Origin of the sequence: Streptomyces jeddahensis (assembly GCF_001642995.1) — a bacterium.
Taxonomy (GTDB): Bacteria; Actinomycetota; Actinomycetes; order Streptomycetales; family Streptomycetaceae; genus Streptomyces; species Streptomyces jeddahensis.
Map to the genome: position 1 here is coordinate 24,127 of NZ_LOHS01000081.1, position 25,611 is coordinate 49,737.

General features: G+C 71.6%; 19 protein-coding genes. 15 read left to right on the top strand and 4 right to left on the bottom strand.

All coding sequences use genetic code 11. From position 1 onward, the window contains the following. The first annotated feature begins 113 nt into the window (after positions 1–113). From STSP_RS16905 to sucD, 3 genes are all read left to right on the top strand, one after another. Complete coding sequence (locus tag STSP_RS16905) at positions 114–2,045, top strand: hypothetical protein (protein WP_067278339.1); 1,932 nt, start codon at positions 114–116, stop codon at positions 2,043–2,045. 480 nt (positions 2,046–2,525) lie between these two features. After that, entirely contained in the window at positions 2,526–3,704 is a 1,179-nt protein-coding gene (gene sucC, locus STSP_RS16910; RefSeq protein WP_067278341.1) for an ADP-forming succinate--CoA ligase subunit beta, read from the top strand. A 21-nt stretch (positions 3,705–3,725) separates the two neighbouring features. Further along, a complete protein-coding gene (sucD, locus tag STSP_RS16915; protein WP_067278343.1) occupies positions 3,726–4,607 on the top strand; it encodes a succinate--CoA ligase subunit alpha in 882 nt (293 codons plus the stop codon). A gap of 249 nt (positions 4,608–4,856) precedes the next feature. On the opposite strand, the gene STSP_RS16920 is transcribed toward sucD, so the two are convergent. After that, complete coding sequence (locus STSP_RS16920) at positions 4,857–5,930, bottom strand: sigma factor-like helix-turn-helix DNA-binding protein (protein ID WP_408646316.1); 1,074 nt, start codon at positions 5,928–5,930, stop codon at positions 4,857–4,859. A 108-nt stretch (positions 5,931–6,038) separates the two neighbouring features. Here STSP_RS16920 and STSP_RS16925 point away from each other — a divergent pair, with 108 nt between their 5' ends. Continuing rightward, positions 6,039–7,754, top strand: a complete 1,716-nt coding sequence (locus STSP_RS16925; protein ID WP_232789675.1) for a cell division protein PerM — start codon at positions 6,039–6,041, stop codon at positions 7,752–7,754. A gap of 345 nt (positions 7,755–8,099) precedes the next feature. Here STSP_RS16925 and STSP_RS16930 read toward each other — a convergent pair whose 3' ends face one another. Further along, positions 8,100–8,918, bottom strand: coding sequence for a hypothetical protein (locus STSP_RS16930; protein ID WP_067278565.1), 819 nt, complete (start codon positions 8,916–8,918; stop codon positions 8,100–8,102). A gap of 292 nt (positions 8,919–9,210) precedes the next feature. On the opposite strand from STSP_RS16930, the gene purN reads away from it, so the two are divergent. Together purN and purH are read left to right on the top strand one after the other, a co-directional pair. Further along, positions 9,211–9,828: a phosphoribosylglycinamide formyltransferase gene (gene purN, locus STSP_RS16935; protein WP_232789677.1), complete on the top strand. Its 618-nt coding sequence runs from the start codon at positions 9,211–9,213 to the stop codon at positions 9,826–9,828. Next, entirely contained in the window at positions 9,825–11,405 is a 1,581-nt protein-coding gene (gene purH, locus STSP_RS16940) for a bifunctional phosphoribosylaminoimidazolecarboxamide formyltransferase/IMP cyclohydrolase (protein ID WP_067278352.1), read from the top strand. Before purN ends, purH begins: the two co-directional genes overlap by 4 nt. A gap of 138 nt (positions 11,406–11,543) precedes the next feature. On the opposite strand, the gene STSP_RS16945 is transcribed toward purH, so the two are convergent. Next, a complete protein-coding gene (locus STSP_RS16945) occupies positions 11,544–12,146 on the bottom strand; it encodes a hypothetical protein (protein WP_067278355.1) in 603 nt (200 codons plus the stop codon). A 315-nt stretch (positions 12,147–12,461) separates the two neighbouring features. Between STSP_RS16945 and STSP_RS16950 the strand changes: the two genes are divergently transcribed. Both STSP_RS16950 and STSP_RS16955 read left to right on the top strand, forming a co-directional pair. Further along, positions 12,462–13,316, top strand: coding sequence for a bifunctional methylenetetrahydrofolate dehydrogenase/methenyltetrahydrofolate cyclohydrolase (locus STSP_RS16950; RefSeq protein ID WP_067278356.1), 855 nt, complete (start codon positions 12,462–12,464; stop codon positions 13,314–13,316). Positions 13,317–14,007: 691 nt separating this feature from the next. Beyond that, positions 14,008–14,661: a DUF3017 domain-containing protein gene (locus STSP_RS16955; RefSeq protein ID WP_232789678.1), complete on the top strand. Its 654-nt coding sequence runs from the start codon at positions 14,008–14,010 to the stop codon at positions 14,659–14,661. A 131-nt stretch (positions 14,662–14,792) separates the two neighbouring features. Here STSP_RS16955 and STSP_RS16960 read toward each other — a convergent pair whose 3' ends face one another. After that, positions 14,793–14,948: a hypothetical protein gene (locus STSP_RS16960; RefSeq protein ID WP_157902845.1), complete on the bottom strand. Its 156-nt coding sequence runs from the start codon at positions 14,946–14,948 to the stop codon at positions 14,793–14,795. A gap of 403 nt (positions 14,949–15,351) precedes the next feature. Here STSP_RS16960 and STSP_RS16965 point away from each other — a divergent pair, with 403 nt between their 5' ends. The 7 genes from STSP_RS16965 to STSP_RS16995 all read left to right on the top strand — a co-directional run bounded on the left by STSP_RS16965 (position 15,352) and on the right by STSP_RS16995 (position 25,611). After that, positions 15,352–16,431, top strand: a complete 1,080-nt coding sequence (locus STSP_RS16965) for an XRE family transcriptional regulator (RefSeq protein ID WP_067278361.1) — start codon at positions 15,352–15,354, stop codon at positions 16,429–16,431. A 365-nt stretch (positions 16,432–16,796) separates the two neighbouring features. Further along, positions 16,797–17,786, top strand: a complete 990-nt coding sequence (locus STSP_RS16970) for a malate dehydrogenase (RefSeq protein ID WP_067278363.1) — start codon at positions 16,797–16,799, stop codon at positions 17,784–17,786. A 136-nt stretch (positions 17,787–17,922) separates the two neighbouring features. After that, complete coding sequence (locus STSP_RS16975; RefSeq protein ID WP_067278567.1) at positions 17,923–19,722, top strand: sulfatase-like hydrolase/transferase; 1,800 nt, start codon at positions 17,923–17,925, stop codon at positions 19,720–19,722. 179 nt (positions 19,723–19,901) lie between these two features. Next, complete coding sequence (locus tag STSP_RS16980) at positions 19,902–20,933, top strand: questin oxidase family protein (protein ID WP_067278366.1); 1,032 nt, start codon at positions 19,902–19,904, stop codon at positions 20,931–20,933. Between the two features lie 419 nt (positions 20,934–21,352). Then, a complete protein-coding gene (locus STSP_RS16985) occupies positions 21,353–22,861 on the top strand; it encodes an aldehyde dehydrogenase family protein (RefSeq protein WP_078067250.1) in 1,509 nt (502 codons plus the stop codon). Between the two features lie 99 nt (positions 22,862–22,960). Next, entirely contained in the window at positions 22,961–24,475 is a 1,515-nt protein-coding gene (locus STSP_RS16990) for a GMC family oxidoreductase (protein WP_067278371.1), read from the top strand. Beyond that, a complete protein-coding gene (locus STSP_RS16995; RefSeq protein ID WP_078067251.1) occupies positions 24,475–25,611 on the top strand; it encodes a quaternary amine ABC transporter ATP-binding protein in 1,137 nt (378 codons plus the stop codon). Before STSP_RS16990 ends, STSP_RS16995 begins: the two co-directional genes overlap by 1 nt.

A 25,611-nucleotide genomic window follows, 5' to 3' on the forward strand; every position in this document is an offset into this window, starting at 1 on the left:
TCTGCCCGCCGTCCGGACACCCCTCCCATCACCGGACGGACGCCTTCGGCCCGGCCCATCTCACCGGGCCGGCCGGAAACAGAATTCGACCTTCCGAAGGATCTGACGCAAGCATGCACAAGAACATCCGCCGTTCCATCGTGATCGCCGCCGGCGTCACGGGCGCGTGGGCACTCGGCTCCGCCGTCGCCAGCGCCGACGAGCTGCCCGCGCCCTCCCTCTCCGTGCCGGACGCGGCCACCGACACGGTCACCGACACGGTCACGGACACGATCGGGGAGGTCCAGGGCGAGGTCGCCGGTGTGCAGGACACGATCTCGGGCGTCACATCGGGCACCGTCGCCAAGGTGAAGTCGACCGCCGGTACGGTCACCGGTAAGGCGGCCGCCGCCCAGTCGGGCGCAACCGGTGCCGCGACCGGTACGGCCGCCAAGGTCAAGTCCGCGGCCGCCGACACCGTCTCCCAGGCCGAGGCGAGCGCTCACGCCAAGGCCAAGGTGAAGGCCAAGGCCGCCCACGCGGCGACGCAGGCCGCTGACCGCGCCGAGCAGGCACGTGCGTACATCGACGCGCAGATCCCCGAGTACGGCTCGTACGCCTCGGCCGTCTCGCAGCAGGCGACCGCCGCGCAGGCCTCCGCGCACGCGGCCGCGGAGACCGCGACATCCGGGGTCGACAGCCCGCAGGACGCCATCGACTACCTGTTCGGCCCGCTCTCCGCGTTCGCGCCGGAGCTCGAGAAGGCCCTCGCCCAGGCCCAGGGCAAGGCGGGCCAGGTGGTCTCCGCTGCGCGGAGCGCGGTCGGTCACGTCGCCCAGGACGTGCAGGGCAGGTTCGGCCGCCTGACGGAGGACGTCAAGGGTGCGGCGGGTCAGGCCGCCTACCAGGCGCATGCCGCCGTGGGTCAGGTCGCCCAGGAGGCGCAGGCAGCCTACGAGGCGCAGGCCGCGGCAGGTCAGCTGGCCTACCAGGCCCAGGCCAACGCCGGGCACGCCGCGTACGAGGCACGGGGCGCGGCCGGTCAGGCGGTCACCGGCGCGCAGGCCGCGGCAGGTCAGCTCGCCTACCAGGCCCAGACCACCGCCGGCCACGCGGCCTACACGGCCCAGACCACCGCCGGCCACGCGGCCTACACGGCCCAGACCGCCGCTGGCCAGGCGGCCCGCACGGCACAGGCCACCGCCGGTCAGGTGACCTACGGCGCCCAGGCCACCGCTGGCCAGGCGGCCTACACGGCCCAGGCCACCGCCGGTCATGCCGCCTACACGGCCCAGGCCACCGCTGGCCAGGCGGCCTACACGGTCCAGGCCACCGCCGCCCAGGCGGCCCGTACCGCACAGAGCACGGCGGCCCAGTTCCCCGGCGATGTCCAGGACCGCGTCGACGGTGCTGTGGCGGCCGCCCCGGGCTACGTCCACGGTGCGGCGGCGACCGCGGTGGCGGCTGCGACGCCGATCGCCGACGAGACCGCCGCGTCCGTGCTGCCGCCCGTCGCGGCCACCGCGGTGGACGGCGTGCTCCCGGTCGCCGGGCAGGCCGTCGGGGACGCGACCGTGCTGGCGTATGGCGTCGTCGGCGACGTCCAGCCGTTCGCGGGCGGGGTCGTGGCCGAGGTGTCGCCGTTCGCCCAGGGTGTCGCGGGCGAGGTCGCGCCCTTCGCGCAGGGGGTTGTGAGCGACGACGTGCAGCCGTTCGCCGGCGGAGCTGTCGGCGCCGTGCGGCCGTTCGTGGAGACCGTCGTCGACCAGGTGCAGCCCGTCGTGCACGGTGTCGGCAGCAGCGCCGACCACCTCGCGTGGGGCGTCACGGGCGACGTTCAGCCGTTCGCCGCCGGCGTGGTCGACCAGGTGGAGCCGCTCGCCGGCGCCGTGGCCGGGCAGGTCCAGCCGTTCGCGCAGGACCTGGCGGCGACCGTCACCGCCGACGCGCAGCCGCTCGCCGGGAACGCGGCGACAGGCGCCCACGGCGTCGCCGAGTCGGTCACCCCGGGCTGGGCGCAGTCCGCGTCCGAGGCCACCTCGGACTACTCGCACTACTCGATGTGACATCCCGGCCGTGTGCCCGACCGTGCGACGTCCCAGAGCGGAGCGGCGCCGCACGGTCGGCCACCGGAGTACGGCACCGAAGTACACGTCTGACGCCTCACGGAGCACTCGTCTGACGCCTCACAATGCGTGACACGCGCACACTGACCAGGAATTTACGTCCACGAAACCAGCCTCGATGGGCTGCGGGCGGTCCCCCGCGACACCGGAACGACACCGGAACGACGCGGGGGACCGCCCTTTTTCCTGTCCCTGGGTTGCCTGACGGGCGCGGTCTGTGACCGGTATCACCGCCTGGTTGTGATCTGCGATTTATGGACACGAGGTCTGCGGCGATAACCTGCGAGACGGACATGCCGCGTGCCCGGACACCGTGTACGCCTCCCTAGTGACCCCTAGTGACAGCGGAAGTCACGTTGCCCTTCGCGGCACGCCCACGCAGACAACGAACCGCGAGATCACTGATAGGGACGGACGCGCGTGGACCTGTTCGAGTACCAGGCGAGGGACCTCTTCGCCAAGCACGGTGTACCGGTGCTGGCCGGTGAAGTCATCGACACGCCTGAGGCGGCGCGCGCGGCGACTGAGCGCCTGGGCGGCAAGTCGGTTGTAAAGGCCCAGGTCAAGGTCGGTGGCCGTGGCAAGGCCGGCGGCGTGAAGCTGGCCGCAACGCCGGACGAGGCCGTCGCCCGCGCGACGGACATCCTCGGCATGGACATCAAGGGCCACACGGTCCACAAGGTGATGATCGCCGAGACGGCTCCGGAGATCCTTGAGGAGTACTACGTCTCCTTCCTCCTCGACCGTGCCAACCGCACCTTCCTCTCCATCGCCTCCGTCGAGGGCGGCATGGAGATCGAGGAGGTGGCGGCCACCCGCCCCGAGGCCGTCGCCAAGACCCCGATCGACGCCAACAAGGGTGTGACCCCCGAGGTCGCCCGCCAGATCGTCGAGGCCGCCAACTTCCCGGCCGAGGTCGCCGACAAGGTGGCCGACGTGCTGGTGACGCTGTGGGACGTCTTCGTCAAGGAGGACGCCCTCCTGGTCGAGGTCAACCCGCTGGCCAAGGTCGCCTCCGGCGACGTCATCGCCCTCGACGGCAAGGTGTCCCTGGACGCCAACGCCGAGTTCCGTCACACGGAGCAGCACGCCGAGCTCGAGGACAAGGCCGCGGCCAACCCGCTCGAGGCTGCCGCCAAGGCCAAGGGCCTCAACTACGTCAAGCTGGACGGCGAGGTCGGCATCATCGGCAACGGCGCCGGCCTGGTCATGTCGACCCTGGACGTCGTCGCGTACGCCGGTGAGAACCACTCCGGCGTGAAGCCCGCCAACTTCCTCGACATCGGTGGCGGCGCCTCCGCCGAGGTCATGGCGAACGGCCTCGAGATCATCCTCGGCGACCCGGACGTCAAGTCCGTGTTCGTCAACGTCTTCGGTGGCATCACCGCGTGCGACGCGGTCGCCAACGGCATCGTGCAGGCCCTGGAGCTCCTCGAGTCCAAGGGCGAAGAGGTCACCAAGCCGCTGGTCGTGCGCCTCGACGGCAACAACGCCGAGCTGGGTCGCCAGATCCTGGACGACCGCAACCACCCGCTCGTTCAGCGTGTGGACACCATGGACGGCGCGGCCGACAAGGCCGCCGAGCTGGCTGCGAAGTAAGGGACGAGGGAAACCGACACCATGGCTATCTTCCTCACCAAGGAATCCAAGGTCATCGTCCAGGGCATGACCGGCTCCGAGGGTCAGAAGCACACCAAGCGCATGCTGGCTTCCGGCACGAACATCGTCGGTGGCGTGAACCCGCGCAAGGCGGGCACCACCGTCGACTTCGACGGCACCGAGATCCCGGTCTTCGGTTCCGTCGCCGAGGCGATCGAGAAGACCGGCGCCGACGTCACGGTCATCTTCGTCCCGGAGAAGTTCACCAAGGACGCGGTCGTCGAGGCCATCGACGCCGAGATCCCGCTCGCGGTCGTCATCACCGAGGGCATCGCGGTCCACGACACGGCCTCCTTCTGGGCGTACGCGCAGGAGAAGGGCAACAAGACCCGCATCATCGGCCCGAACTGCCCCGGCCTGATCACGCCGGGCCAGTCGAACGCCGGCATCATCCCGGCCGACATCACCAAGCCCGGCCGCATCGGTCTCGTGTCCAAGTCCGGCACGCTGACCTACCAGATGATGTACGAGCTGCGTGACCTCGGCTTCTCGACCTGCGTCGGCATCGGCGGCGACCCGATCATCGGCACCACGCACATCGACGCGCTGAAGGCGTTCCAGGACGACCCCGACACCGACCTGATCGTCATGATCGGCGAGATCGGCGGCGACGCCGAGGAGCGTGCGGCGGAGTTCATCAAGGCCAACGTGACGAAGCCGGTCGTCGGCTACGTCGCCGGCTTCACCGCGCCCGAGGGCAAGACCATGGGTCACGCCGGCGCGATCGTCTCCGGTTCGTCGGGCACCGCCCAGGCGAAGAAGGAGGCGCTCGAGGCGGCCGGCGTCAAGGTCGGCAAGACGCCGACCGAGACGGCGAAGCTGGCTCGGGAGATCCTGGCGTAACACTGGGCGCTTTGCCTGAGCGGTTTTTGGCGGGCCCGTACCCCTTTGGGGTGCGGGCCCGCCTGCGTACTGGGTCACCAGGTGCGTCGTTGGGGTGCTGTACGAGTGGGCTGTGCCCACCCTCCCCCAGCTACCGCTGGGAGGTGCCCCCAGCCCTGCGGAACGATTGCCCACAGCGGAAGGGGCGCGCTGCCCACAGTCGGCGGAAGCGGTGAGCTGCCCGCGGCGGTCTGGGCGCCGGGTGTGGGGTCAGGTTGGTTCTGGGTGCAGGCGGTGGGGGATGTTTGCTGGGTTGGACTGGAGGTGAGCTCGTAGGGTCTTCTGGGCCTTTGTGAGGGGGCCTGGGCCCATGCGTGGGGGTACGCCGGTCACGGTGCTGCCGGGGGCCTGTGGGGGCTCGTAGCGCGTCGGTGCGGTCCATGCCGCGAGGGCCGTTGCGGCCACGAGGAGTGCCGTGGACGCGATCGCCGCTCTCGTCCAGAGGCGGGCTCGTCGCTCGCTGTCGGCGCGTACCTGAGCCGCCTTGGGCGTCTGCAGTTTCTCCGCGTCAGCCAGTTCGTCGAGGCGCCGGTGGAGTTCGGCGGGCGAGGCGAGCTCGGGCAGTTGTGCGGCGATCGCCTCGCGGGCGTGCAGCAGCCGGTTGGCCGTCGCCGGGGTGGTCGCCTCCGTCTCGGCAGCGGTCTCCGGCAGGCCGAGCCCGAGGCCGTCGTAGAGCAGCAGCGTGCGGCGGTACGGCGGCGGCAGCTCCAGGAGCGCGGCGAGCAGTCTGCGGTGGTCCGGGTCGGCGGGCGGTTCTTCGGGCCGGCGGTGGGACCGGCGCAGCTGATGCCACGGCGACATGGCGTACTCGTATGCCGCAGCCCGCACCCATCCCGCGGGATCCCGGTCGACGGCGACCTCCGGCCAGCGGTGCCAGGCCTGCTGGAAGGCCCGCTCGACGGACTCCTGCGCGAGGGCACGCCGCCCGGTGAGCAGGTACGTCTGACGTACGAGGGAGGGGGCGCCGGACTCGTACAGGGCGTCGAAGGCGTCGGCGGGCGTCAGCCGCCCGTCCTTCGCCGGAGCGGTGGCCGACGGGCGGATGCCGCTCGGCTCGGGGCCGGGCTCCGGCCTGTTTTCGATCATGTGGGGCGTCGCGGCTCCGCCTCTGCGGACATGTCCGGACGGGCGCGGGGTGTCAGGGTTCTGGCTCACCGGGCACACCCCTCCGTCCGTCCATAAAAGTACATAAACGTATCTTGAGCGACACATCCGGTATTCGCCTGTTACGCCGGGAAAGTGCGTGTCGTTGGCACGATGGGGCCCGTGCCCCGTGTGACCGATCGCAGCCCGTCGCCGTCCCGGCCGCCCTCTCCGTCCTCGTCCTCGTCCTCCTCTTCGCCTCCTTCCTCGCCGTCGCGGTCCTTGTCGTCGGCCGCGGCGCTCTCCCGGGTGCTCGAGCGCCTCCCCGCCGGGCTGGGTGGGGCTCTTCTCGGGGGCGCCGTTGCGGCGGGGCTGGGGCTCGGCGCGCTCGCCGTGCTCGTCACGCTGTTGTGGATCACCTCGCCGTACCCGGACAGCGGGCCCGGTGGGGCGCTGCATGTGGCGGCCGCGCTGTGGCTGCTTGCGCACGGTGTGGAGCTGGTCAGGACCGACACGCTCTCCGGGGTGCCAGCGCCGGTGGGCGTCACGCCGTTGTTGCTGCTCGTCGTGCCGGTGTGGCTGGTGCACCGGGCGGCGCGGGATGCGGTGGAGAGCGGGCCGGTGCGGCAGCCCGTGAGGGTGCCGGTGGGGGTGCGGGTGGGGGTGCGGGTCGCGTGGTGGGGTGTCGTTGTCGGATACCTGTTGGTCGGTGCGGGTGCCACGGTGTATGCGGCCGGTGGTGAACTGCGCCCCTCGTGGCTCAGTGTCGCCCTCCGCCTTCCTGCGCTGGTCGCGGTGGCGAGCGCGGCGGGCGTCTGGACGGCGTGTGGGCGCCCTCGCGGTCCTCTGAGGGCCGCTGCGTACCGGGCGCTGGGCGCGCTCGGGCTGCCGGCGGATGCGGTACGGCGGGCCGTGGAGGGTGCGCTTCCCGACCGCGGTGCTCTTCGCGGCGGCGACATCGGTGCGGGTGCCGTCGGCGAGGGTGGCCCGGCGGCCAATCGGTCAGGGATCGCGGTCGCCGGGCGGGCCGCGGTCGCCGGGACCGTCGTGCTGGTCGGCGGTGGTGCGCTCGTCGTCGCGTTGTCGCTGGGATGGCACGCTGGTGCGACCCGGGACTCGTTCCTGCAGCTCACGGACGTGTGGTCAGGGCGGTTCGCGGTGCTGTTGCTGGTGCTCGCGCTGATGCCGAACGCCGCTGTGTGGGGGGCGGCATACGGGCTGGGGCCCGGATTCGCCCTCGGCGCCGGGAACGTCGTGGCTCCGCTGTGGGTGGGCTGGGTGGGTTCGGTGGGCTCTGCGGAGTCCGGCTCCGCGGGTTCAGCTGGTTCCGCCGGTTCTGCCAGGGCCGGTTTGCGGGCGTTGCTGCCGCCGTTTCCGCTGCTGGCCGCCGTGCCGGAGGGTTCGCCGGGGGGAGGGGCCGGGCTCGTCGGGATTGCCGGAACCCTGTTGACCTGGGCGGTCCTGCTGGTGCCGGTGGCCGCGGGGGTGACGGTCGCCTGGCTCATCGTGAGCGTGGCTGCGCCCGCCGACGGGGAACGGCAGGACGCGTGGCCGTTCGGGCGGACCGTGCTGACCGTCGCGGCTGCTGCGGGGCTGTGCGGCGTCGCGATGGCCGGGCTCGCCGCCCTGGCCGCAGGGCCGATGGGGGTGGCTGTGCTGTCCCGGTTCGGGCCCGTGTGGTGGCAGGTCGGCGCGGCGGCGGTGGCGTGGACGGCCGGAGTGGGAGTGCCGGTCGCGGTGGGGCTGCGGGCGTGGCGAACGCGGACGCCGAGGACGGCCTCGGATGGGAGCCGGTGGCGGCGGGTCTGGCGAGCGCCGTGGGGTTGGGTTGCGCGGGTGCGGATGCCTCGGTGGCGGCGGGGGGCGGCGGCGAAGGTGGAGGTCGCCGCGGACGGCGCGGAGTTCGAGCCGTACGACTTTCTGCCGGTGGAGGAGGGGGTGCCGGCCTGGTACGACGATGCCGCGTGGGGCTCTGGGGCGCCGCCCCCGTCGCCGCCGCCTCCTCCGTCGGACGCGTCCGGCTGACGGCCGCCTTCCGGCCGGTGGTCGGCTGGTGCGCCTTCGGCCGGTGACTGGGTCGGGGCCGCGCCGGGATGTACGTCCTCGGTCTGGCGCCGAACCGTAGTTGTCAGGGGTCACCCGGAGTTTGCGCCAGCCGCTGCGGGCGCACATCCCGCCACGTCCCCTTCGGCCGTCAGGCGGCTAGAGGCCGGTGGCCGGTCCCGTACCGTTGTGGGCAATCGTTCCGCAGGGCTGGGGGCACCTCCCAGCGGTAGCTGGGGGAGGGTGGGCACAACCCACGACGTACGGTGCCTCGCGTACGACCCCCGCGGGGATTCGGGTGGGCGCAGCCCTGCCCGAGGGCGGGGCTCAGCCCCGCGTCCCCAGCAGTGGCCGGACCTCCTCCGGCAAAAGCCGCTCGCACGACTGCTTCGCGGAGTTCGTGAGGGCGTCACTCACACACGTGTAGTAATCCCGGTACACGAGCTGCGCCGCGAACGTCGCCGCCACCATGGCCAGCGCCAGCGACGCCGTCACCAGACCGCTGATCGCCGCCGTGGTCTGCGGCTTCGCGCCGCCGCCTGCGGGCGCCTGTGCCGGTGCCGGAGCCGTCGGGTCCGGCGTGCGCGGCTTGGCCCGCAGCGAGCTGATCCCCCAGTACAGCGCCAGCGCGCCGAGCAGCAGCGCCACGTACGGCCAGCTGAAGAGCGCGAAGAAGAAGGCCCACATGCCGGAGAGCAGCGCGTAGCGCGCGCGGCGCTGTACCGGGTCGGTGGGGTCCCAGCGCATTCCGGGCGGGCCGTCCTTGGGCCCGCCGCCCTGCCCGCCGGGCCGCTCGCCGAAGCCGCCGGGGGAGCGGCCCGGCTGCTGGTCGCTCCACTGGCGGCCCCACGGGGAACGCCCGGAGTCCTGGCCGGAGTCCTGTCCGTTCGGGTGGCGGCGGGGCTGCCACGGGCGGTCCGGCGTCCCCTCCGGCGGCGGCGCGAAGGGGTTGTCGTCCTGCGCGGAATCCCGGCCGCCGGCCCCCGACCCGTCCCCGCCCTCCGGCGAGGCCGGCGGCGGGGCGGGCTTGCGGTCCCGCAGCAGCGTCGAGCCGCGCTCCCCTCCCGGCGCGAACCCGTACGCAGAGGGTTCCTGCGTGAGCCCGTACGCGATGGACAGCGGGAGGCGGAGGCTTCGGCCCGGCATCAGGTCCGGCATCAGGTGTGCGTCTTCCCCTTGGTCGATCTGGCGTCGGTCTGGCGTCGATCTGGTGTCAGTTCTTCCGGGCGTCGTACCCGGTCCCTTGGGCGCCTTGCGGCGTGTCGGGGCGGATCCTCCCCAGACGCTACCTTCCGGCCACGCCCCCGTCCCCCGGGGGCCGCCCCATGTGCCGGTATCGTTGCTGACGGTCGGCCGCTTCGTAGAGTTCCCCGTATCGAGGCACACGAAGCTTTCGTACGACCGTACAAAGACAGCTCCTGTGAGAAAGGGCCCCGCCGTGGCCGCCAAGCGCCTCGTCGTGCTGGTCTCCGGATCAGGTACGAATCTGCAGGCTCTGCTCGATGCCATCGCGGCGCAGGGAGCGGAGGCTTATGGGGCGGCGGTCGTCGCCGTCGGCGCCGACCGCGACTCCATCGCCGGGCTCGAACGCGCCGAACGCGTCGGTCTGCCGACCTTCGTGTGCAAGGTGAAGGACTACGAGAGCCGGGAGGCGTGGGACGCGGCGCTCACCGAGGCCGTCGCCGCGTACGAGCCGGATCTCGTCGTCTCGGCCGGATTCATGAAGATCGTGGGGAAGGAATTCCTCGCGCGGTTCGGCGGGCGGTTCGTGAACACCCATCCCGCGCTGCTGCCCAGTTTTCCCGGAGCCCACGGTGTGCGCGACGCCCTCGCGCACGGTGTGAAGGTCACCGGATGCACCGTCCACTTCGTCGACGACGGCGTCGACACCGGGCCGATCATCGCTCAGGGCGTGGTCGAGGTCCGGGACGAGGACGACGAGAGCGCTCTGCACGAGCGCATCAAGGAAGTCGAGCGAAAGCTGCTCGTCGAGGCCGTGGGGCGTCTGGCCCGCGACGGCTTTCGCATTGAGGGACGAAAGGTAGTTATCCCGTGACCGCCGAAGGTACGCAGGGGACTCAGGACACGAAGCGGGCCATCCGCCGGGCGCTGGTCAGCGTCTACGACAAGACCGGGCTCGAGGAGCTCGCGCGCGGGCTGCACGAGGCGGGTGTCGAGCTCGTCTCGACCGGGTCGACCGCCGCGAAGATCGCCGCGGCCGGGGTTCCGGTCACCAAGGTCGAGGAGCTCACCGGCTTCCCCGAGTGCCTCGACGGCCGGGTCAAGACGCTGCACCCGCGCGTGCACGCCGGGATCCTCGCCGATCTGCGGCTCGAGGACCACCAGCGGCAGCTCGCCGAGCTGGGCGTGGAGCCGTTCCAGCTGGTGATCGTCAACCTCTACCCGTTCCGGGAGACCGTCGCCTCCGGCGCCTCGCCCGACGAGTGCGTCGAGCAGATCGACATCGGCGGCCCGTCGATGGTCCGCGCCGCCGCCAAGAACCACCCGTCCGTGGCCGTGGTCACCAGCCCGGAGCGGTACGGCGACGTGCTCGCCGCCGTGCGGGACGGCGGTTTCGACCTGGGCGCCCGCAAGCGGCTCGCCGCCGAAGCGTTCCAGCACACTGCTTCGTACGACGTGGCGGTCGCCTCCTGGTTCGCGAGCGAGTACGCCCCGGTCGACGAGTCGCGTTTCCCCGACTTCCTCGGCGCCACCTTCGAGCGCAAGAACACCCTGCGCTACGGCGAGAACCCGCACCAGGACGCCGCCCTGTACGTGGACGGCACCGGCGGTCTGGCCGAGGCCGAGCAGCTGCACGGCAAGGAGATGTCGTACAACAACTACACGGACACGGACGCCGCGCGCCGTGCCGCGTACGACCACGACGAGCCCTGCGTCGCGATCATCAAGCACGCCAACCCGTGCGGCATCGCGATCGGCGCTGACGTCGCCGAGGCGCACCGCAAGGCGCACGCCTGCGACCCGCTGTCCGCGTTCGGTGGCGTCATCGCCGTCAACCGGCCCGTGTCCAAGGAGATGGCCGAGCAGGTCGCCGAGATCTTCACCGAGGTCATCGTCGCGCCCGGTTACGAGGAGGGCGCGCTCGATGCCCTGACCAAGAAGAAGAACATCCGCGTGCTGCGCGCGGAGGGCGCCCCGGCCAACCCGGTCGAGGTCAAGCCCGTCGACGGCGGCGCGCTGCTCCAGGTCACCGACCGGCTGCAGGCCGACGGCGACGACCCGGCCACCTGGACCCTCGCCACCGGCGAGCCGCTGTCCGAGGCCGAGCTCGCCGAACTGGCCTTCGCCTGGCGGGCCTGCCGCGCCGTCAAGTCCAACGCGATCCTGCTCGCCAAGGACGGCGCATCGGTCGGCGTCGGCATGGGCCAGGTCAACCGCGTCGACTCCGCCAAGCTCGCCGTCGAGCGGGCCGGTGAGGAGCGGGCCCGGGGCTCGTACGCCGCGTCGGACGCGTTCTTCCCGTTCCCCGACGGCCTGGAGATCCTCACCAACGCCGGCGTCAAGGCCGTGGTCCAGCCGGGCGGTTCGGTCCGCGACGAGCAGGTCGTCGAGGCCGCGCAGAAGGCGGGCGTGACGATGTACTTCACGGGGACGCGGCACTTCTTCCACTGAGCCACGGCGCTTCTTCCACTGAGCCACGTCTTCGACTGAGCCACGGCGGACGGCCGAGTCACGGCATACGGCGAAGGGGCCCCGCGTCACGCGACGCGGGGCCCCTTTCCGGTGCCGAAGGCGCTCAGGCGAGCCGGCTCAGTAGCGCGGGCGCTTGAACCAGGCGGCGCCGTCGGACTTGGCGACGAACACGACGATCAGGATTCCGGCGATCAGAGTCAGGACGCCGATCGGCAGCTGGAACAGGCCGCCCACGATGACGAACGATCCGTAGACGATGGTGCACACGCGCGTGGCGTTGGCGCCGTTCGCGAACTTGATCGCCAGTACGGCACCGAGCGCGGCGAAGATGAAGGCGAGGACCGCGATGAACACCACGACGCCCTTGCCGATGCTGGCGATGGCGTCGGTGTCGGAGCTGGACAGGCCCGAGGTGTCCACCGAGTTCACTGCGTCGTCGACGGCGCCGAGCTGCGTGAGTGCGTAGATGGCGCTGGCGATCTGGAGAGCGACCAGCACCCACAGGATGATGCGGGCGGCCTTGACTCCGCCGGGCATGGTCATGGGCGCTGCGGCGTATCCACCGCCGTACGGCTGCTGCACCGGCGGGGCCGCCGGATAGCCGTAGCCCTGCTGGGGCGGGACGCCCTGCGGCGCCTGCTGGGGGTACCCGTAGCCGGGCTGCTGCTGCGGCTGCTGGGGCGGGGTCCCGTAGGGGTTGTTCGGGTCGCCGAAACTCATGGCGGTCTTTCCTCCGTTGCTAGCGCGGGGACGACGCGGCCCGCTCGGAGGAAAGTTCTACAGATGCGGTCCGTCCCCCCGGCGCTGTCCGCGGCACTGTGGCGCTCATCGTTCTTCAGGCGTCGCGTAGTTGTCCAGCCGCATTCCGTATGTGTTGTGCAAGTGCAATCTGGCTGATCATGGTGAATCGCGCGGCCTGGGAACGTCCGATGGCGCCGGGCCGTACGGCAGACCGATACGGCAGACCGATACGGCAGACCGGTACGGCGGGGCCCGGATTGGAACCAGGACCGTGTCATCCGCGAGGATGGGGGCATGACTGCCCAGATTCTCGATGGCAAGGCCACCGCTGCCGCGATCAAGTCCGACCTGGCCGCCCGTGTCGCGGCCCTGAAGGAGAAGGGCGTCACGCCCGGCCTCGGTACGCTGCTGGTCGGGGACGACCCGGGCAGCCAGAAGTACGTCGCCGGCAAGCACCGCGACTGCGCCCAGGTCGGTATCGCCTCCATCCAGCGCGAACTGCCCCCCACCGCCACGCAGGAGGAGATCGAGGCGGTCGTACGCGAGCTCAACGACGACCCGGCCTGCACCGGGTACATCGTCCAGCTGCCGCTGCCCAAGGGCATCGACGAGAACCGCGTCCTCGAGCTCATGGACCCGTCCAAGGACGCCGACGGGCTGCACCCGATGAACCTCGGCCGCCTCGTCCTGAACGAGCCGGCCCCGCTGCCCTGCACCCCGTACGGCATCATCCGGCTGCTGCGACAGCACGGCGTGGAGATCAAGGGCGCCGAGGTGGTCGTCGTCGGCCGTGGTGTCACGATCGGCCGCCCCATGCCGCTGCTGCTCACGCGCCGCTCGGAGAACGCGACGGTCACGCAGTGCCACACGGGTACGCGGGATCTGTCCGCCCACCTCAGGCGGGCCGACATCATCGTCGCCGCGGCCGGGGTGCCGCACCTGATCAAGCCCGAGGACGTGAAGCCCGGGGCGGCCGTCCTGGACGTCGGCGTCTCGCGCGACGAGAGCGGCAAGATCGTCGGGGACGTCCACCCTGGCGTCGCCGAGGTCGCCGGCTGGCTCTCGCCCAACCCCGGCGGCGTCGGCCCGATGACCCGGGCCCAGCTTCTCGTCAACGTCGTCGAGGCCGCGGAACGCTCCGTCGCCTGACCCGTCCCGGACGGGTCGAACGCATGGGGCGGCAGTCGGCAACGGAACGCAGGTCGAGCGGACGAGCGCAGAGGCAGACAGACGCATGAACGCAGAGGCGAGCGACGAGTCCGGGCCCTCCGCGGGCACCGGCACCGGATCCGGGCACCCGGAGCGGGACGCCCAGCACCGGGACGCCCGGCGCCCGGCGCGAGACGCCGGGCGGTCCGCTGAGGGCACCCGGTCGGTACGCGATGCCGGGCAGCCGGAGGCGACGGAGTCCACGTCGGCCGAGGGCCGGCTGCAGGGTGCGGAGCCCGCGTCATCTGCGGAGCCGGGGTCGACCGGGGGCCGGTCGCGGGACGTGGAGTCCCCAGCCGCTTCCGCTGGGGACGGGACGCTGGCGGCGGGGGCGGAGGAGGCTGGACGGGCCGCGGAGACGGCGCCCACCGACGAACACGCGTCTGGCCGGGAGCGGGTGTCTGGCACGGAGCGCGCGTCTGGCGCGGAGAGGGTCTCTGGCGCGGAGCGCGCGTCCGGCGGGGAGCGGGTGTCTGGCGCGGAGCGCGCGTCTGGCGCGGAGAGGGTGTCTGGCGCGGAGCGCGCGTCCGGCGGGGAGCGGGTGTCTGGCGCGGAGCGGGCGTTTGGCGCGGAGCGCGCGTCCGGCGGGGAGCGGGTGTCTGGCACGGAGCGCGCGTCTGGCGCGGAGAGGGTGTCTGGCGCGGAGCGCGCGTCCGGCGCGGAGCGGGCGTCGGCGGCGGAGGCCGGGCGCGTCGCCGAGGGGGCGTCGGACGGAGAGCACCCGAAGGACGCGGAGCGGGCTGTGCGCGGTGAGCGGTCGCGGGGCGGTGAGCGGGGCCGTAACGCGGAATCCGGGGCGGGTGCCCAGTCCGGCTCCTTCGCCCAGCCCGCGGCACCGGGCGACGAGCCGGGTGCCCCGGCGGTGGTCGGTGCCGCCGGGCCGGGCGGCCGGCCGCAGCGCGCATCGCGGCGGTTCCCCCTGCTGACGCACGACACGGCCAGGCCGGAGGGCGGGGGCCGGGCGGCCTCCAGCGACGCCCCGGCCCCCGCCCGGCAGTGGCCGATGCTCGCCGTGCTCGCGGTGGTCGGACTCGGCCTGCTGCTGACCGCGTTCGACGCGTTCCGCATCGGCACCATGGTGATCGGCGTCGCGCTGATCGCGGGCGCCGTCATGCGCTGGACGCTGCCCTCCGTGGGAATGCTCGCGGTGCGCTCACGCTTCACGGACATGATCACGTACGGCGTCCTGGGCGTGGCCATCGTGCTGCTCGCGATGATGGTGCAGCCGTCTCCGTGGCTGAAGATCCCGTTCCTCGACGACGCGCTGCACTTCACGATCAGCTGAGCGGCCAGGGAGCGGCCGGGTACGCCCTTCGCGCGAACAGCACATGACGGTGGCTCGTCCTCTCCGCCGGGGAGGACGAGCCACCGTCGTCCGCGAGTCAGCGGCGCGTCGTTGTCGCGGGCCGATCAGCCCTAGACGTTCTTGAGCAGCACCTTCACGTCGTGCCCCTTGTGCCAGCCCGTATCGACCAGCGGGCTGTGGCGGCTGGGGGGCCCGGGAGTGCGTCGCGTCCTGAGCACCGCCGGTGCGCGGGCCAGCGCGGGCCCGGGCGTCAGCCATGTGAACACGTCCGTAACGCACGGATCCAGACGCGGCATCACATGCATTCTGTGTGACGATGTGACGACAAGTTCAAGGATTTACGACCATCGCTCGCGACCCCGGCGCTAACGTGAGTAATCGGACGCCTGTGGAGCCCTCGGGATGCCTCAGGACGTCCCCGACTTCGAACAGGGACAGGGATTTTGTCCAGTAGTTCGGGGTACCGATGGAAAATTGGACCGAAGACCGTCGGGCGTGCAACGGTGCATGCCGGTGGCTCGAATGCTCCTGTGCGCCCCCATTCCAGGATCTGGGATCCTGGCTCGGCGCATCCCTCTGGGTAGTGAGACCGAGGGCCGGGCAGAGGCACCGCCGGCGGGGGGAAGCGCGGGGGAACAGGGCACATCTCGGGGGTAAGAGGGGGAAGCAATGCCTCGTTGGAGGGAGCTGCCGCAGGAGCTCGATCCGCAGGTCAGGGAGTTTGCCAGCCAGCTGCGCAGGCTCGTCGACCGGAGTGGTTTGAGCATCGCCGCGGTGGCGGACCGCACCGGCTACAGCAAGACGTCGTGGGAGCGCTATCTGAACGGCCGGCTGCTCGCGCCCAAGGGCGCGATCGTCGCGCTGGCCGAGGTGACCGGCACCAACCCCATCCATCTGACGACCATGTGGGAGCTCGCGGAGCGTGCCTGGAGCCGCTCCGAGATGCGCCACGACATGACCATGGAAGCGATCCGGATATCCCAGGCGCGCGCGGCGCTGGGGGAGTTCGGGCCGACCCCGGTCAAGAGCAAGAACGGCCGTACGGCGCAGAAGAGCGCCGCTGTCGGGACGGCGGGCGCGGTCGCGGGCGTGGCCGGCCCCGCCGGGGTGGCCCCCAGCGTCCCGCTGCAGCCCTCCGCGCCGCACGTGGAGGGTGTCGCGGCCGGAGACGGCCGGGGTTCCGTCGTCGCGCCGCCCGGTCGCCCCGGCGGCCCGGCGGGTCCGGGGTCCGGCCCCGGCGCCTCGCCCGACCGGCAGCGGCGGGGGCGCAGGCTGACGATGTTCCTCGCGGGCGTCGTCGGCGCGCTCATCGTGATCGCCGCCGCCGTCCTGCTCACCAACCCCGGCGGCGACGGCGAGGGCGGCAACGAGGCCAAGGCACCCTCGGCGGCGCCGACCACCAGCAACGCCAACCTGCCGGAAGGCGTCCAGTGCAGCGGCAAGGACTGCACGGGCAAGGACCCGGAGATCATGGGCTGCGGCGGCGAACTGGCGAGGACCACCACCAGCGTCACGGTGGGCACGGCCCTCGTCGAGGTCCGCTACAGCAAGACCTGCGGCGCCGCCTGGGCGCGCATCACCCAGGCGACGGCCGGCGACACGGTCCAGATCACCTCCGGATCCACGGAGCAGAACGGCACGGTCGACGACGACGCCGACGCGTACACACCGATGGTGGCCGTCAAGGACGCCACCGACGCGACGGCCTGCGCCACGCTGAAGGCGGGTCAGAAGGGCTGCACCGAGTAGGGTTTCGCAACTTCGTACGGAATGCTCACTCGAACGAGTTCGGGAAAGGGGGGAATGCCTGCCCCGGTCCGGGGCAGGCGGACAGTACCCCCACGGGAGTGCGGTGCTGTTCAGGGGAACACCCCTCGCACCCCCGGCACCCCACGGCGGCCGCCGTGGCCCCGGCTCTGCCGGGCAGGCGGCCGCCGCTTCTGTGTGCGGTCGGTGGGCGTCAGCGGACCCTGTCCCCACCGACCCGTATCAGCGGCATGTGGGCCGGGCCACAGGGGTGTGGGGGGCCAGCGCCCCCGGGGCGCGATAGCCTGACGGATGGATCTCTTGATGCCAAGAGATCGATCAAAGACCGCTGTCCTACGGAGATCGCCATGACCCGCACTCCCGTGAATGTCACCGTCACCGGCGCGGCCGGGCAGATCGGCTACGCGCTGCTCTTCCGCATCGCGTCCGGTCAGCTGCTCGGCGCGGACGTGCCGGTCAAGCTGCGTCTGCTCGAGATCACCCCGGCGCTGACGGCCGCCGAGGGCACCGCCATGGAGCTGGACGACTGTGCGTTCCCGCTGCTCCAGGGCATCGAGATCACCGACGACCCGAACGTCGCCTTCGACGGTGCGAACGTCGCGCTGCTGGTCGGCGCCCGCCCCCGCACCAAGGGCATGGAGCGCGGTGACCTCCTCGAGGCCAACGGCGGCATCTTCAAGCCGCAGGGCAAGGCCATCAACGACCACGCCGCGGACGACATCAAGGTCCTCGTCGTCGGCAACCCGGCCAACACGAACGCCCTGATCGCCCAGGCCGCCGCGCCGGACGTACCGGCCGAGCGCTTCACCGCGATGACCCGCCTCGACCACAACCGCGCGCTCACCCAGCTCGCGAAGAAGACGGGCAGCACGGTCGCCGACATCAAGCGCCTGACCATCTGGGGCAACCACTCCGCCACCCAATACCCGGACATCTTCCACGCCACGGTCGCCGGCAAGAACGCCGCCGAGGTCGTGAACGACGAGAAGTGGCTGGCCGAGGACTTCATCCCGACCGTCGCCAAGCGCGGCGCCGCGATCATCGAGGCCCGTGGCGCGTCGTCGGCCGCCTCCGCCGCCAACGCCGCCATCGACCACGTCCACACCTGGGTGAACGGCACCGCCGAGGGCAACTGGACCTCCATGGGCATCCCGTCGGACGGTTCGTACGGCGTCCCGGAGGGCCTGATCTCGTCCTTCCCGGTCACCTGCAAGGACGGCAAGTACGAGATCGTCCAGGGCCTGGACATCAACGAGTTCTCCCGCACCCGTATCGACGTCTCCGTCAAGGAGCTCGAGGAGGAGCGCGAGGCGGTCCGCTCGCTCGGCCTCATCTGAGCCGCGCTCGCCGACCAGCACCGACGGAAGGCCTCGGTCCGTTACTGGACCGAGGCCTTCCGCGTACAGGGTCGTCACAGGACTGCAATGCGGTGTGCATGGATGTAACGGCACAGAACCGTGCATGATCAAGAACATGACCGATCGCCGCAGATTTCTCGCCGGTTCGGCCGCGACCCTCGGTCTCGCCACACTGGCCGGTTGCTCATCGGATGACGCCGGCGGGGAGTCCGGGACCGGTCCCGGCCCCGCCTCCGCGAAGCCCGCCGTCGCACGCCGTGAGGACCGCCCGAACCTCGTCGTCATCCTCGCCGACGATCTCGGATACGGCGAGGTCGGGGCATACGGTCAGAAGATCATCAGCACCCCGCGGATCGACCGGCTGGCCGCGGAGGGGCTGCGTTTCACCTCGGCCTACTCGCCCGCACCGGTCTGCGCCCCCTCGCGCTGCTCGCTGCTCACCGGGCTGCACAGCGGCCACGCGACCGTACGCCAGAACCCCTTCCACGCGCCTCAGGGCTCCCTCACCGGGAACGACACCACCTTCGCCGAGGTGCTGCGCGCCCGCGGCTACCGCACCGCCGTCATCGGCAAGTGGGGGTTCGGCCCGGAGCGGGCCGGCCAGCCAAGCCACCCTAACTCCCGCGGTTTCGAGGAGTTCTACGGCTACATCGGCCACCGCCAGGCCCACAGCTACTACCCGCCGTATCTCTGGCACAACGGAGAGAAGGTGGCCCTGGACGGGAAGACGTACGCACCCGACCTCATCAAGGCGCGCGCGCTCGAATTCATCGCCCGCCACAAGGACGAGCCGTTCCTGCTGTATCTCGCACCCACCGTGCCGCACGCGCCCAGCAGGGTCCCCGACTTCGGGGAGTACGCCGGCAAGCCCTGGCCGGACGCGGACAAGGGGCACGCCGAGCAGGTCACCTCCTTCGACACCCTCGTCGGCGACGTCGTCGACAAGCTCACCGCGCTCGGTATCGCCCGCGACACCGTCGTGCTCGTGGCCAGCGACAACGGCCCGCACGAGGAAGGCGGCGTCGACCCCGACCTGTTCGACGCCAACGGCCCGCTGCGCGGCTACAAGCGGAATCTGTACGAGGGCGGCATCCGCACGCCGCTGATCGCCTGGGGCCCCGGCCGGATCGCCGCGGGGACGACGGACCGGCCGACCCCGCTCACCGACCTCCTCCCCACGCTCGCCGATCTGGCGGGTGCGCCCGCCCCGACCGATGTCGACGGGCTGTCGGTCGCCCCGCTGCTGACCGGCGACGCCGGGGCCGCCGCCCGCCACGACGCGCTGTACTTCTACCGCCATGACCCCGCAGCGACGCCCCGCGCCGACGCGCAGGACAAGGGCCGCATCCGCCGGGTCGCCGAGGCCGTGCGCCAGGACGAATGGAAGCTGGTCCGCTTCGCGCCATCCGGCCAGGGCAGGACGGCTCCCGACGCCCAGTGGAGCGCCGAGCTGTACCGCCTCTCCACGGACATCGGCGAGACCCAGGACCTGGCGGCGACCCACCCCCGTAAGGTCGCGGAGCTGGTCGCCGCAGCCCGGGCCGCGTGGGTCGACGACTACCGCCGCAAGCCCTTCGGCGTACGGATCGGCCACGTGCCGGAACGGGCCGTCTCCGGCGAGGAGTTCACCCTGGAAGCCGTCCTCGGCAACGGCTCGGCCCGCGTCTGGACGGACGCACGCCTGACCCTGACCGCGCCCGAAGGCTGGCAGGTGCACGCCCTGACGGAGTCCCGGGCCGCCCGCCTGCCCGCCGGCACGTCCCTCACCACACGCTGGCGCATCACACCCACCACCACGCCCGCCGGCACCTGGCAACTGACGGCGGTGGGCACGGCCCGCACGACGGCAAACGCGTCGCTGCGCTACGAGAGGACACGGACGCTGGGGATGCCGCGGACGGCGGGTTCTGTGTAAGGGGCCGCAGCGATGGGCATCCCGGAGCCCGACCCGGCCTCGTGAGCGAGCTAGGCGTCGCAGCGGCGAGTCCGGAGAAGTCGCCGGCGGTTCCGTCCTTGGGCGTAGGTCCGGGGCAGGGTCAGGCCTCGTTCCCCGGCCCGATTCGGAGTCGTATCACGGCTCACTAGCGTGCCTGCATGAACTCGGCGGGAGATACGAGCGGTGTGCTCGAGGAAGCGCTGGAGCGGTTGCATGCCGCGGGGCCCGAGCGGCTCGGGCGGCTCACCAACCACGCTCCCATGGTGGTCGAGGCACTGGCTGCGCACGGACAGACGGGGGCTGTGCACCGCTGGCTGGATCTGTACGAGGTGAAACTCGAGGATTTCCCGAGCCCTGTGGAGCCGGTGACCGACGCCGACTGGGCTGCCGCGCTCGGCGATCCGCGCAGGGTCGCCGACTGGATCGCGTACTTCATGCGAGCCGTCGGTGAAGGCTCGTGGAAGAGCGTTCTCGCTGAGTGGTGGCCGCGTCTGCTGCCCGGGATGTACGGAGGGTCCACCCACCCCGTGATCCGGGTGGGCCACGCCGTGCGTTCCCTCATCGAGGGCGGGGAGAGCCCGCCGCGTCTCGCCGAACTGGCCCATGGGCTCGGCTACTGGGCCGCCAGGCATCATCCGGTCACCGGCATCGCGCTGGTGGCGGGTGATCACGAGAACGGTGAGGCCGGCGAGGCTCTGGACGCCGTGGGCCCGATCCGTGATCCACACGGCGGCTTCCCTGCCCGGCTGGCTCTCGTCGAACGGCTGCCCGCCTGGGCCCCTGGGGTGACCGACCCCGAGACGGCCAGGCAGCGGCTCGCCGAGCTGGTGCGTGCCACAACCCATCGCTATGCCACCCACGGCCATGGCGACGAAATCATGCTGGTCCACGCGGCGACGGCACCCAACGCCGTGCTGCGCACCCTTCCCGCTCTGCCTCGCGAACTGTGGGCACCGAGCCTGCACGCGGCATGGCTGGCGTCGGCTGCCGTGACGGCGATGTACGCGCCGAGCGAGCCCGTCTCCTCCGCACCCCCCGGCCGCATCGCCGCCGAGGAGGTCTTCGAGCGCGCCCTGGCGCACGGCGACGAACACGTCATCAAGCTGACCGACACCGCCCTGGACGTCGGTGACGAACAGGCGCTCGCCGCCGCGCTGTGCGCCATCGCGCTCTGCGAGCCTTTGTCATGAACCCTTTGGCCTGTCCCCACACGAACTCTGCTTGCGTGTCCCGGTCCGCGCGACAGGACCCCCGCGAAATAGGGCGATTCGTGTGCATCGTGTCACCTTCGGGGATACTTTGTCACTGAGCGTATGTTTCGGCTGAATGGCCCGCGGCTGCGGTGACACGCTGCACTTTTGCCGACGGGAACGGCACGCTTTCCGGCCCGCTGGGCGGGATTCGCGATTGCGAGGAGTGACGGCGGGCTCCAGTGCAGCTATTACGGTCGAATGAGGCGTAGAGCTGCATGAGCTGCATGTGCAGTGACCTGACGCACTTTCGCGATCGAATACGCATGTTTCTTGCTTTTCAGGGCAGGCCCCTCGGTCGCCGAGAGTGACGGCGTCAGTCACGGCTGCGGAGAGTCCGAACGGAAGGCAAGCACGACGTGTCAGTGTCAGCACACAACACCATTCACGTGGACGGGGAGTGGCGCAGCGCCCTCTCCGCTGCCACACGGGAGATCCTCGACCCCGCGGACGCGAAGCCGTTCGCGGTGGTCGCCGAGGGTGGTGCTGAGGACGCGGACGCCGCCATCGCCGCCGCCCGGGCCGCATTCGACCGGGGCCGGTGGCCCACGACGCCCGTCGCCGAGCGGGCCGCGCTGCTGCGCCGCGTCGCCGGGCTGCTGCGCCGCGACCGCGAGGAGCTCGGCCTGCTGGAGAGCCGCGACGCGGGCAAGACCGTAGAGGAAGGCCGCGCCGACATCGACTGCGTCGCCGACGCCTTTACCTACTTCGCCGACCTCGTGGCCGCGGAGGGCCCGGGCCGTGTCGTCGACGCCGGGACGGACACCGTCCACAGCGTCGTCGTGCACGAGCCCGTCGGCGTCTGTGCGCTGATCACGCCCTGGAACTACCCGCTGCTGCAGGCCAGTTGGAAGATCGCCCCTGCGCTGGCCGCCGGCAACACCTTCGTCATCAAGCCGAGCGAGATCACGCCGATGACAACCATCGCGCTGATCGACCTGCTCGTCGAGGCCGGGCTGCCCGCCGGGGTGGCCAACATCGTGACCGGCCCGGGCCATTCGGTCGGCGCGCGGTTCGCCGAGCACCCGGAGGTCGACCTCGTGTCGTTCACGGGCGGGCTCGTCAGCGGTACGAAGGTGGCGCAGGCCGCGGCCGTCGGCGTCAAGAAGGTCGCCCTGGAGCTGGGCGGCAAGAACCCCAACGTCGTGTTCGCCGACGCCTGCGCGACCGACGAAGGCTTCGACACCGCCGTCGACCAGGCCCTCAACGCCGCGTTCATCCACAGCGGCCAGGTCTGCTCCGCGGGCTCCCGGCTCATCATCGAGGAGTCCGTGCGCGAGCGCTTCGTCGCCGAACTCGCCCGCCGGGCCGCGAAGATCCGCCTCGGCCGCGGCACCGAGGACGGCGTCGAGTGCGGACCCCTCGTATCCGAGCAGCAGCGTGAGAAGACGGAAGGCTATGTCGCCTCCGCGCTCGAGGAGGGCGCGGTGCTGCGGACCGGCGGCAAGCGGCCCGAGCCGTCCGGCATCCGGCCCGCCACCGGCTACTTCTACGAGCCCACCGTCCTCGACCACTGCCACCGCGAGATGCGGGTCGTGCGGGAGGAGGTCTTCGGTCCTGTACTCACCGTCGAGACCTTCCGCACCGAGGACGAGGCCGTCGCCCTCGCCAACGACACCGAGTACGGGCTCGCGGGCGCCGTGTGGACGGCCGACGCAGGCCGCGCCCGGCGCGTCGCCGGACGGCTGCGGCACGGCACCGTGTGGATCAACGACTTCCACCCCTACCTCCCGCAGGCCGAGTGGGGCGGCTTCGGCAAGAGCGGAGTCGGGCGCGAACTCGGGCCCTCCGGGCTCGCCGAGTACCGCGAGACCAAGCACGTCTACCAGAACCTGGACCCCAAGCCGGTGCGGTGGTTCGCGGGTTGAGCGGAGGCCGCTGAACCCGCCGTCGTACCCCTCGGTACGACCACCTACGCGACGACCACATACGCGCAGCACCTTGCACCACAGAGGAGCAACACGAACATGTCTGAGTACGACTACGTCGTCATCGGCGGCGGCACCGCGGGATCCGTGATCGCGTCCCGGCTGACCGAGAACCCCGACGTCCGCGTCGCCGTCATCGAGGGCGGCCCCAGCGACGTCGACCGCGAGGACGTCCTGACCCTGCGCCGCTGGATGGGCCTGCTCGGTGGCGAGCTGGACTACGACTACCCGACGACCGAGCAGCCGCGCGGCAACTCGCACATCCGGCACAGCCGCGCCCGCGTCCTCGGCGGCTGTTCCTCGCACAACACCCTGATCTCCTTCAAGCCGCTGCCGTCCGACTGGGACGAGTGGGAGCAGGCCGGCGCCAAGGGCTGGGGCGCCGTGCAGATGGAGGCCTACTACGCGCGGCTGCTCAACAACATCGTCGCCGTGGACGAGGCCGACAGGAACGCCATCGCCCGCGACTTCGTCGACGCCGCTCAGGCCGCGCTCGGCGTGCCGCGCATCGAGGGCTTCAACAAGAAGCCGTTCGACGAGGGCGTCGGCTTCTTCGACCTCGCGTACCACCCGGAGAACAACAAGCGCTCCAGCGCCTCGGTCGCGTATCTGCACCCGTTCCTCGACCGGCCGAACCTCGACATCTGGCTGGAGACCTGGGCGCACAAGCTGGAGTTCGACGGCTCGCGCGTGAAGGGCGTGCACGTTCGCACCAAGGAGGGCGAGGAGGTGCTCGTCAAGGCGAAGTGCGAAGTGCTGCTGTGCGCGGGCGCGGTGGACTCGCCGCGGCTGCTCATGCACTCCGGCGTCGGCCCGAAGGCGGACCTGGAGAAGCTCGGGATACCCGTCGTGCACGACCTGCCAGGCGTCGGCGAGAACCTGCTCGACCACCCCGAGTCGGTCATCGTGTGGGAGACGAACGGGCCCATTCCGGAGAACTCCGCGATGGACTCCGACGCCGGTCTTTTCGTGCGGCGCGATCCCGAACACCAGGGCCCTGACCTGATGTTCCACTTCTACCAGGTCCCGTTCACGGACAACCCGGAGCGGCTCGGCTACGAACGGCCCGAGCACGGGGTCTCGATGACCCCGAACATCCCCAAGCCGAAGAGCCGCGGCCGGATCTACCTGACCAGCGCCGACCCCGAGGTCAAGCCCGCCCTCGACTTCCGCTACTTCACGGACGAGGACGACTACGACGGCCGCACCCTCGTCGACGGCATCAAGATCGCCCGCGAGATCGCCAAGACCGAGCCGCTCGCGAACTGGCTGAAGCGCGAGGTCTGCCCGGGGCCGGACATCACCGGCGACGATGAGCTCAGCGAGTACGCGCGCAAGGTCGCGCACACCGTGTACCACCCGGCGGGCACCTGCCGCATGGGTGCCGTCGACGACGAACTCGCCGTCGTCGACCCGGAGCTGCGGATCCGCGGCCTCGACGGCATCCGGATCGCCGACGCGTCCGTCTTCCCGACGATGCCCGCGGTCAACCCGATGATCGGGGTGCTGATGGTCGGGGAGAAGGCCGCCGAGCTGCTGCGGGGTGATGCGTGATGAGTACGACCGTCGCTGCCCCCGTCGCGACCCAGACGCCCGCCGACGCCCCCGTCTTCTCCGTCGACGGCCTGTGGAAGGTCTTCGGCCCCAAGGCGGAGCGCGTGCCCGCCGACCCGGAGCTTGCCGCGCTCTCCCCGGCCGAACTGCGGCAGCGCACCGGCTGCAACGCCGCTGTCCGGGACGTGAGTTTCGACGTCCGCAAGGGCGAGGTCTTCGTCGTCATGGGCCTGTCCGGCTCCGGCAAGTCCACGCTCGTACGCTGCCTGACCCGGCTGATCGAGCCGACATACGGGAAGATCGCCATCGAGGGTGAGGACGTCCTCGGCATGGACAAGTCCCGGCTGCGTGAACTGCGCAGGCGCCGGGCGGCCATGGTCTTCCAGCACTTCGGGCTGCTGCCGCACCGGTCCGTCCTCGACAACGTCGCGTACGGCCTGGAGATCCAGGGCGTCGGGAAGGCCGAGCGCCGCGCGAAGGCCGAGGAGGTCGTCGCCAAGGTCGGCCTCGAGGGCATGGAGCAGCGGCGGCCCGGGCAGCTGTCGGGCGGCCAGCAGCAGCGTGTCGGCCTGGCGCGGGCGCTCGCGGTCGATCCCGAAGTGCTGCTCTTCGACGAGCCGTTCAGCGCGCTCGACCCGCTGATCCGGCGCGACATGCAGGAGGAGGTCATCCGCCTGCACCGCGAAGAGGGCCGCACCATGGTCTTCATCACCCACGACCTCAACGAGGCGCTGCGCCTCGGCGACCGCATCGCGCTGATGCGCGACGGCCGTATCGTGCAGCTCGGCACGCCCGAGGAGATCGTCGGGTCGCCCGCCGACGACTACGTACGCGAGTTCGTCCGGGACGTGCCGCGCGAGCAGGTCATGACCGTGCGGACCGCGATGCGGCCCGCGGCCGCGGACGAGGCGGGCCACGGCCCGGCCGTCGCGCCGGAGGCGACCGTGTCGGAGGCCATCGAGGCCGTCGCGCGCTCGGGATGCCCGGCGCGCGTGATGGACGACGGGCGGTGCGTCGGGGTCGTCGACTCCGAGGCGCTGCTCGAGGTGGTGGCCGGGACGGGCGAGCACGGCGAGGGGCAGGTGGATGAGCCCGGCCGTCCGGCCGCCCCCGCCCCCGGCGAGGGGGTGGCCTGA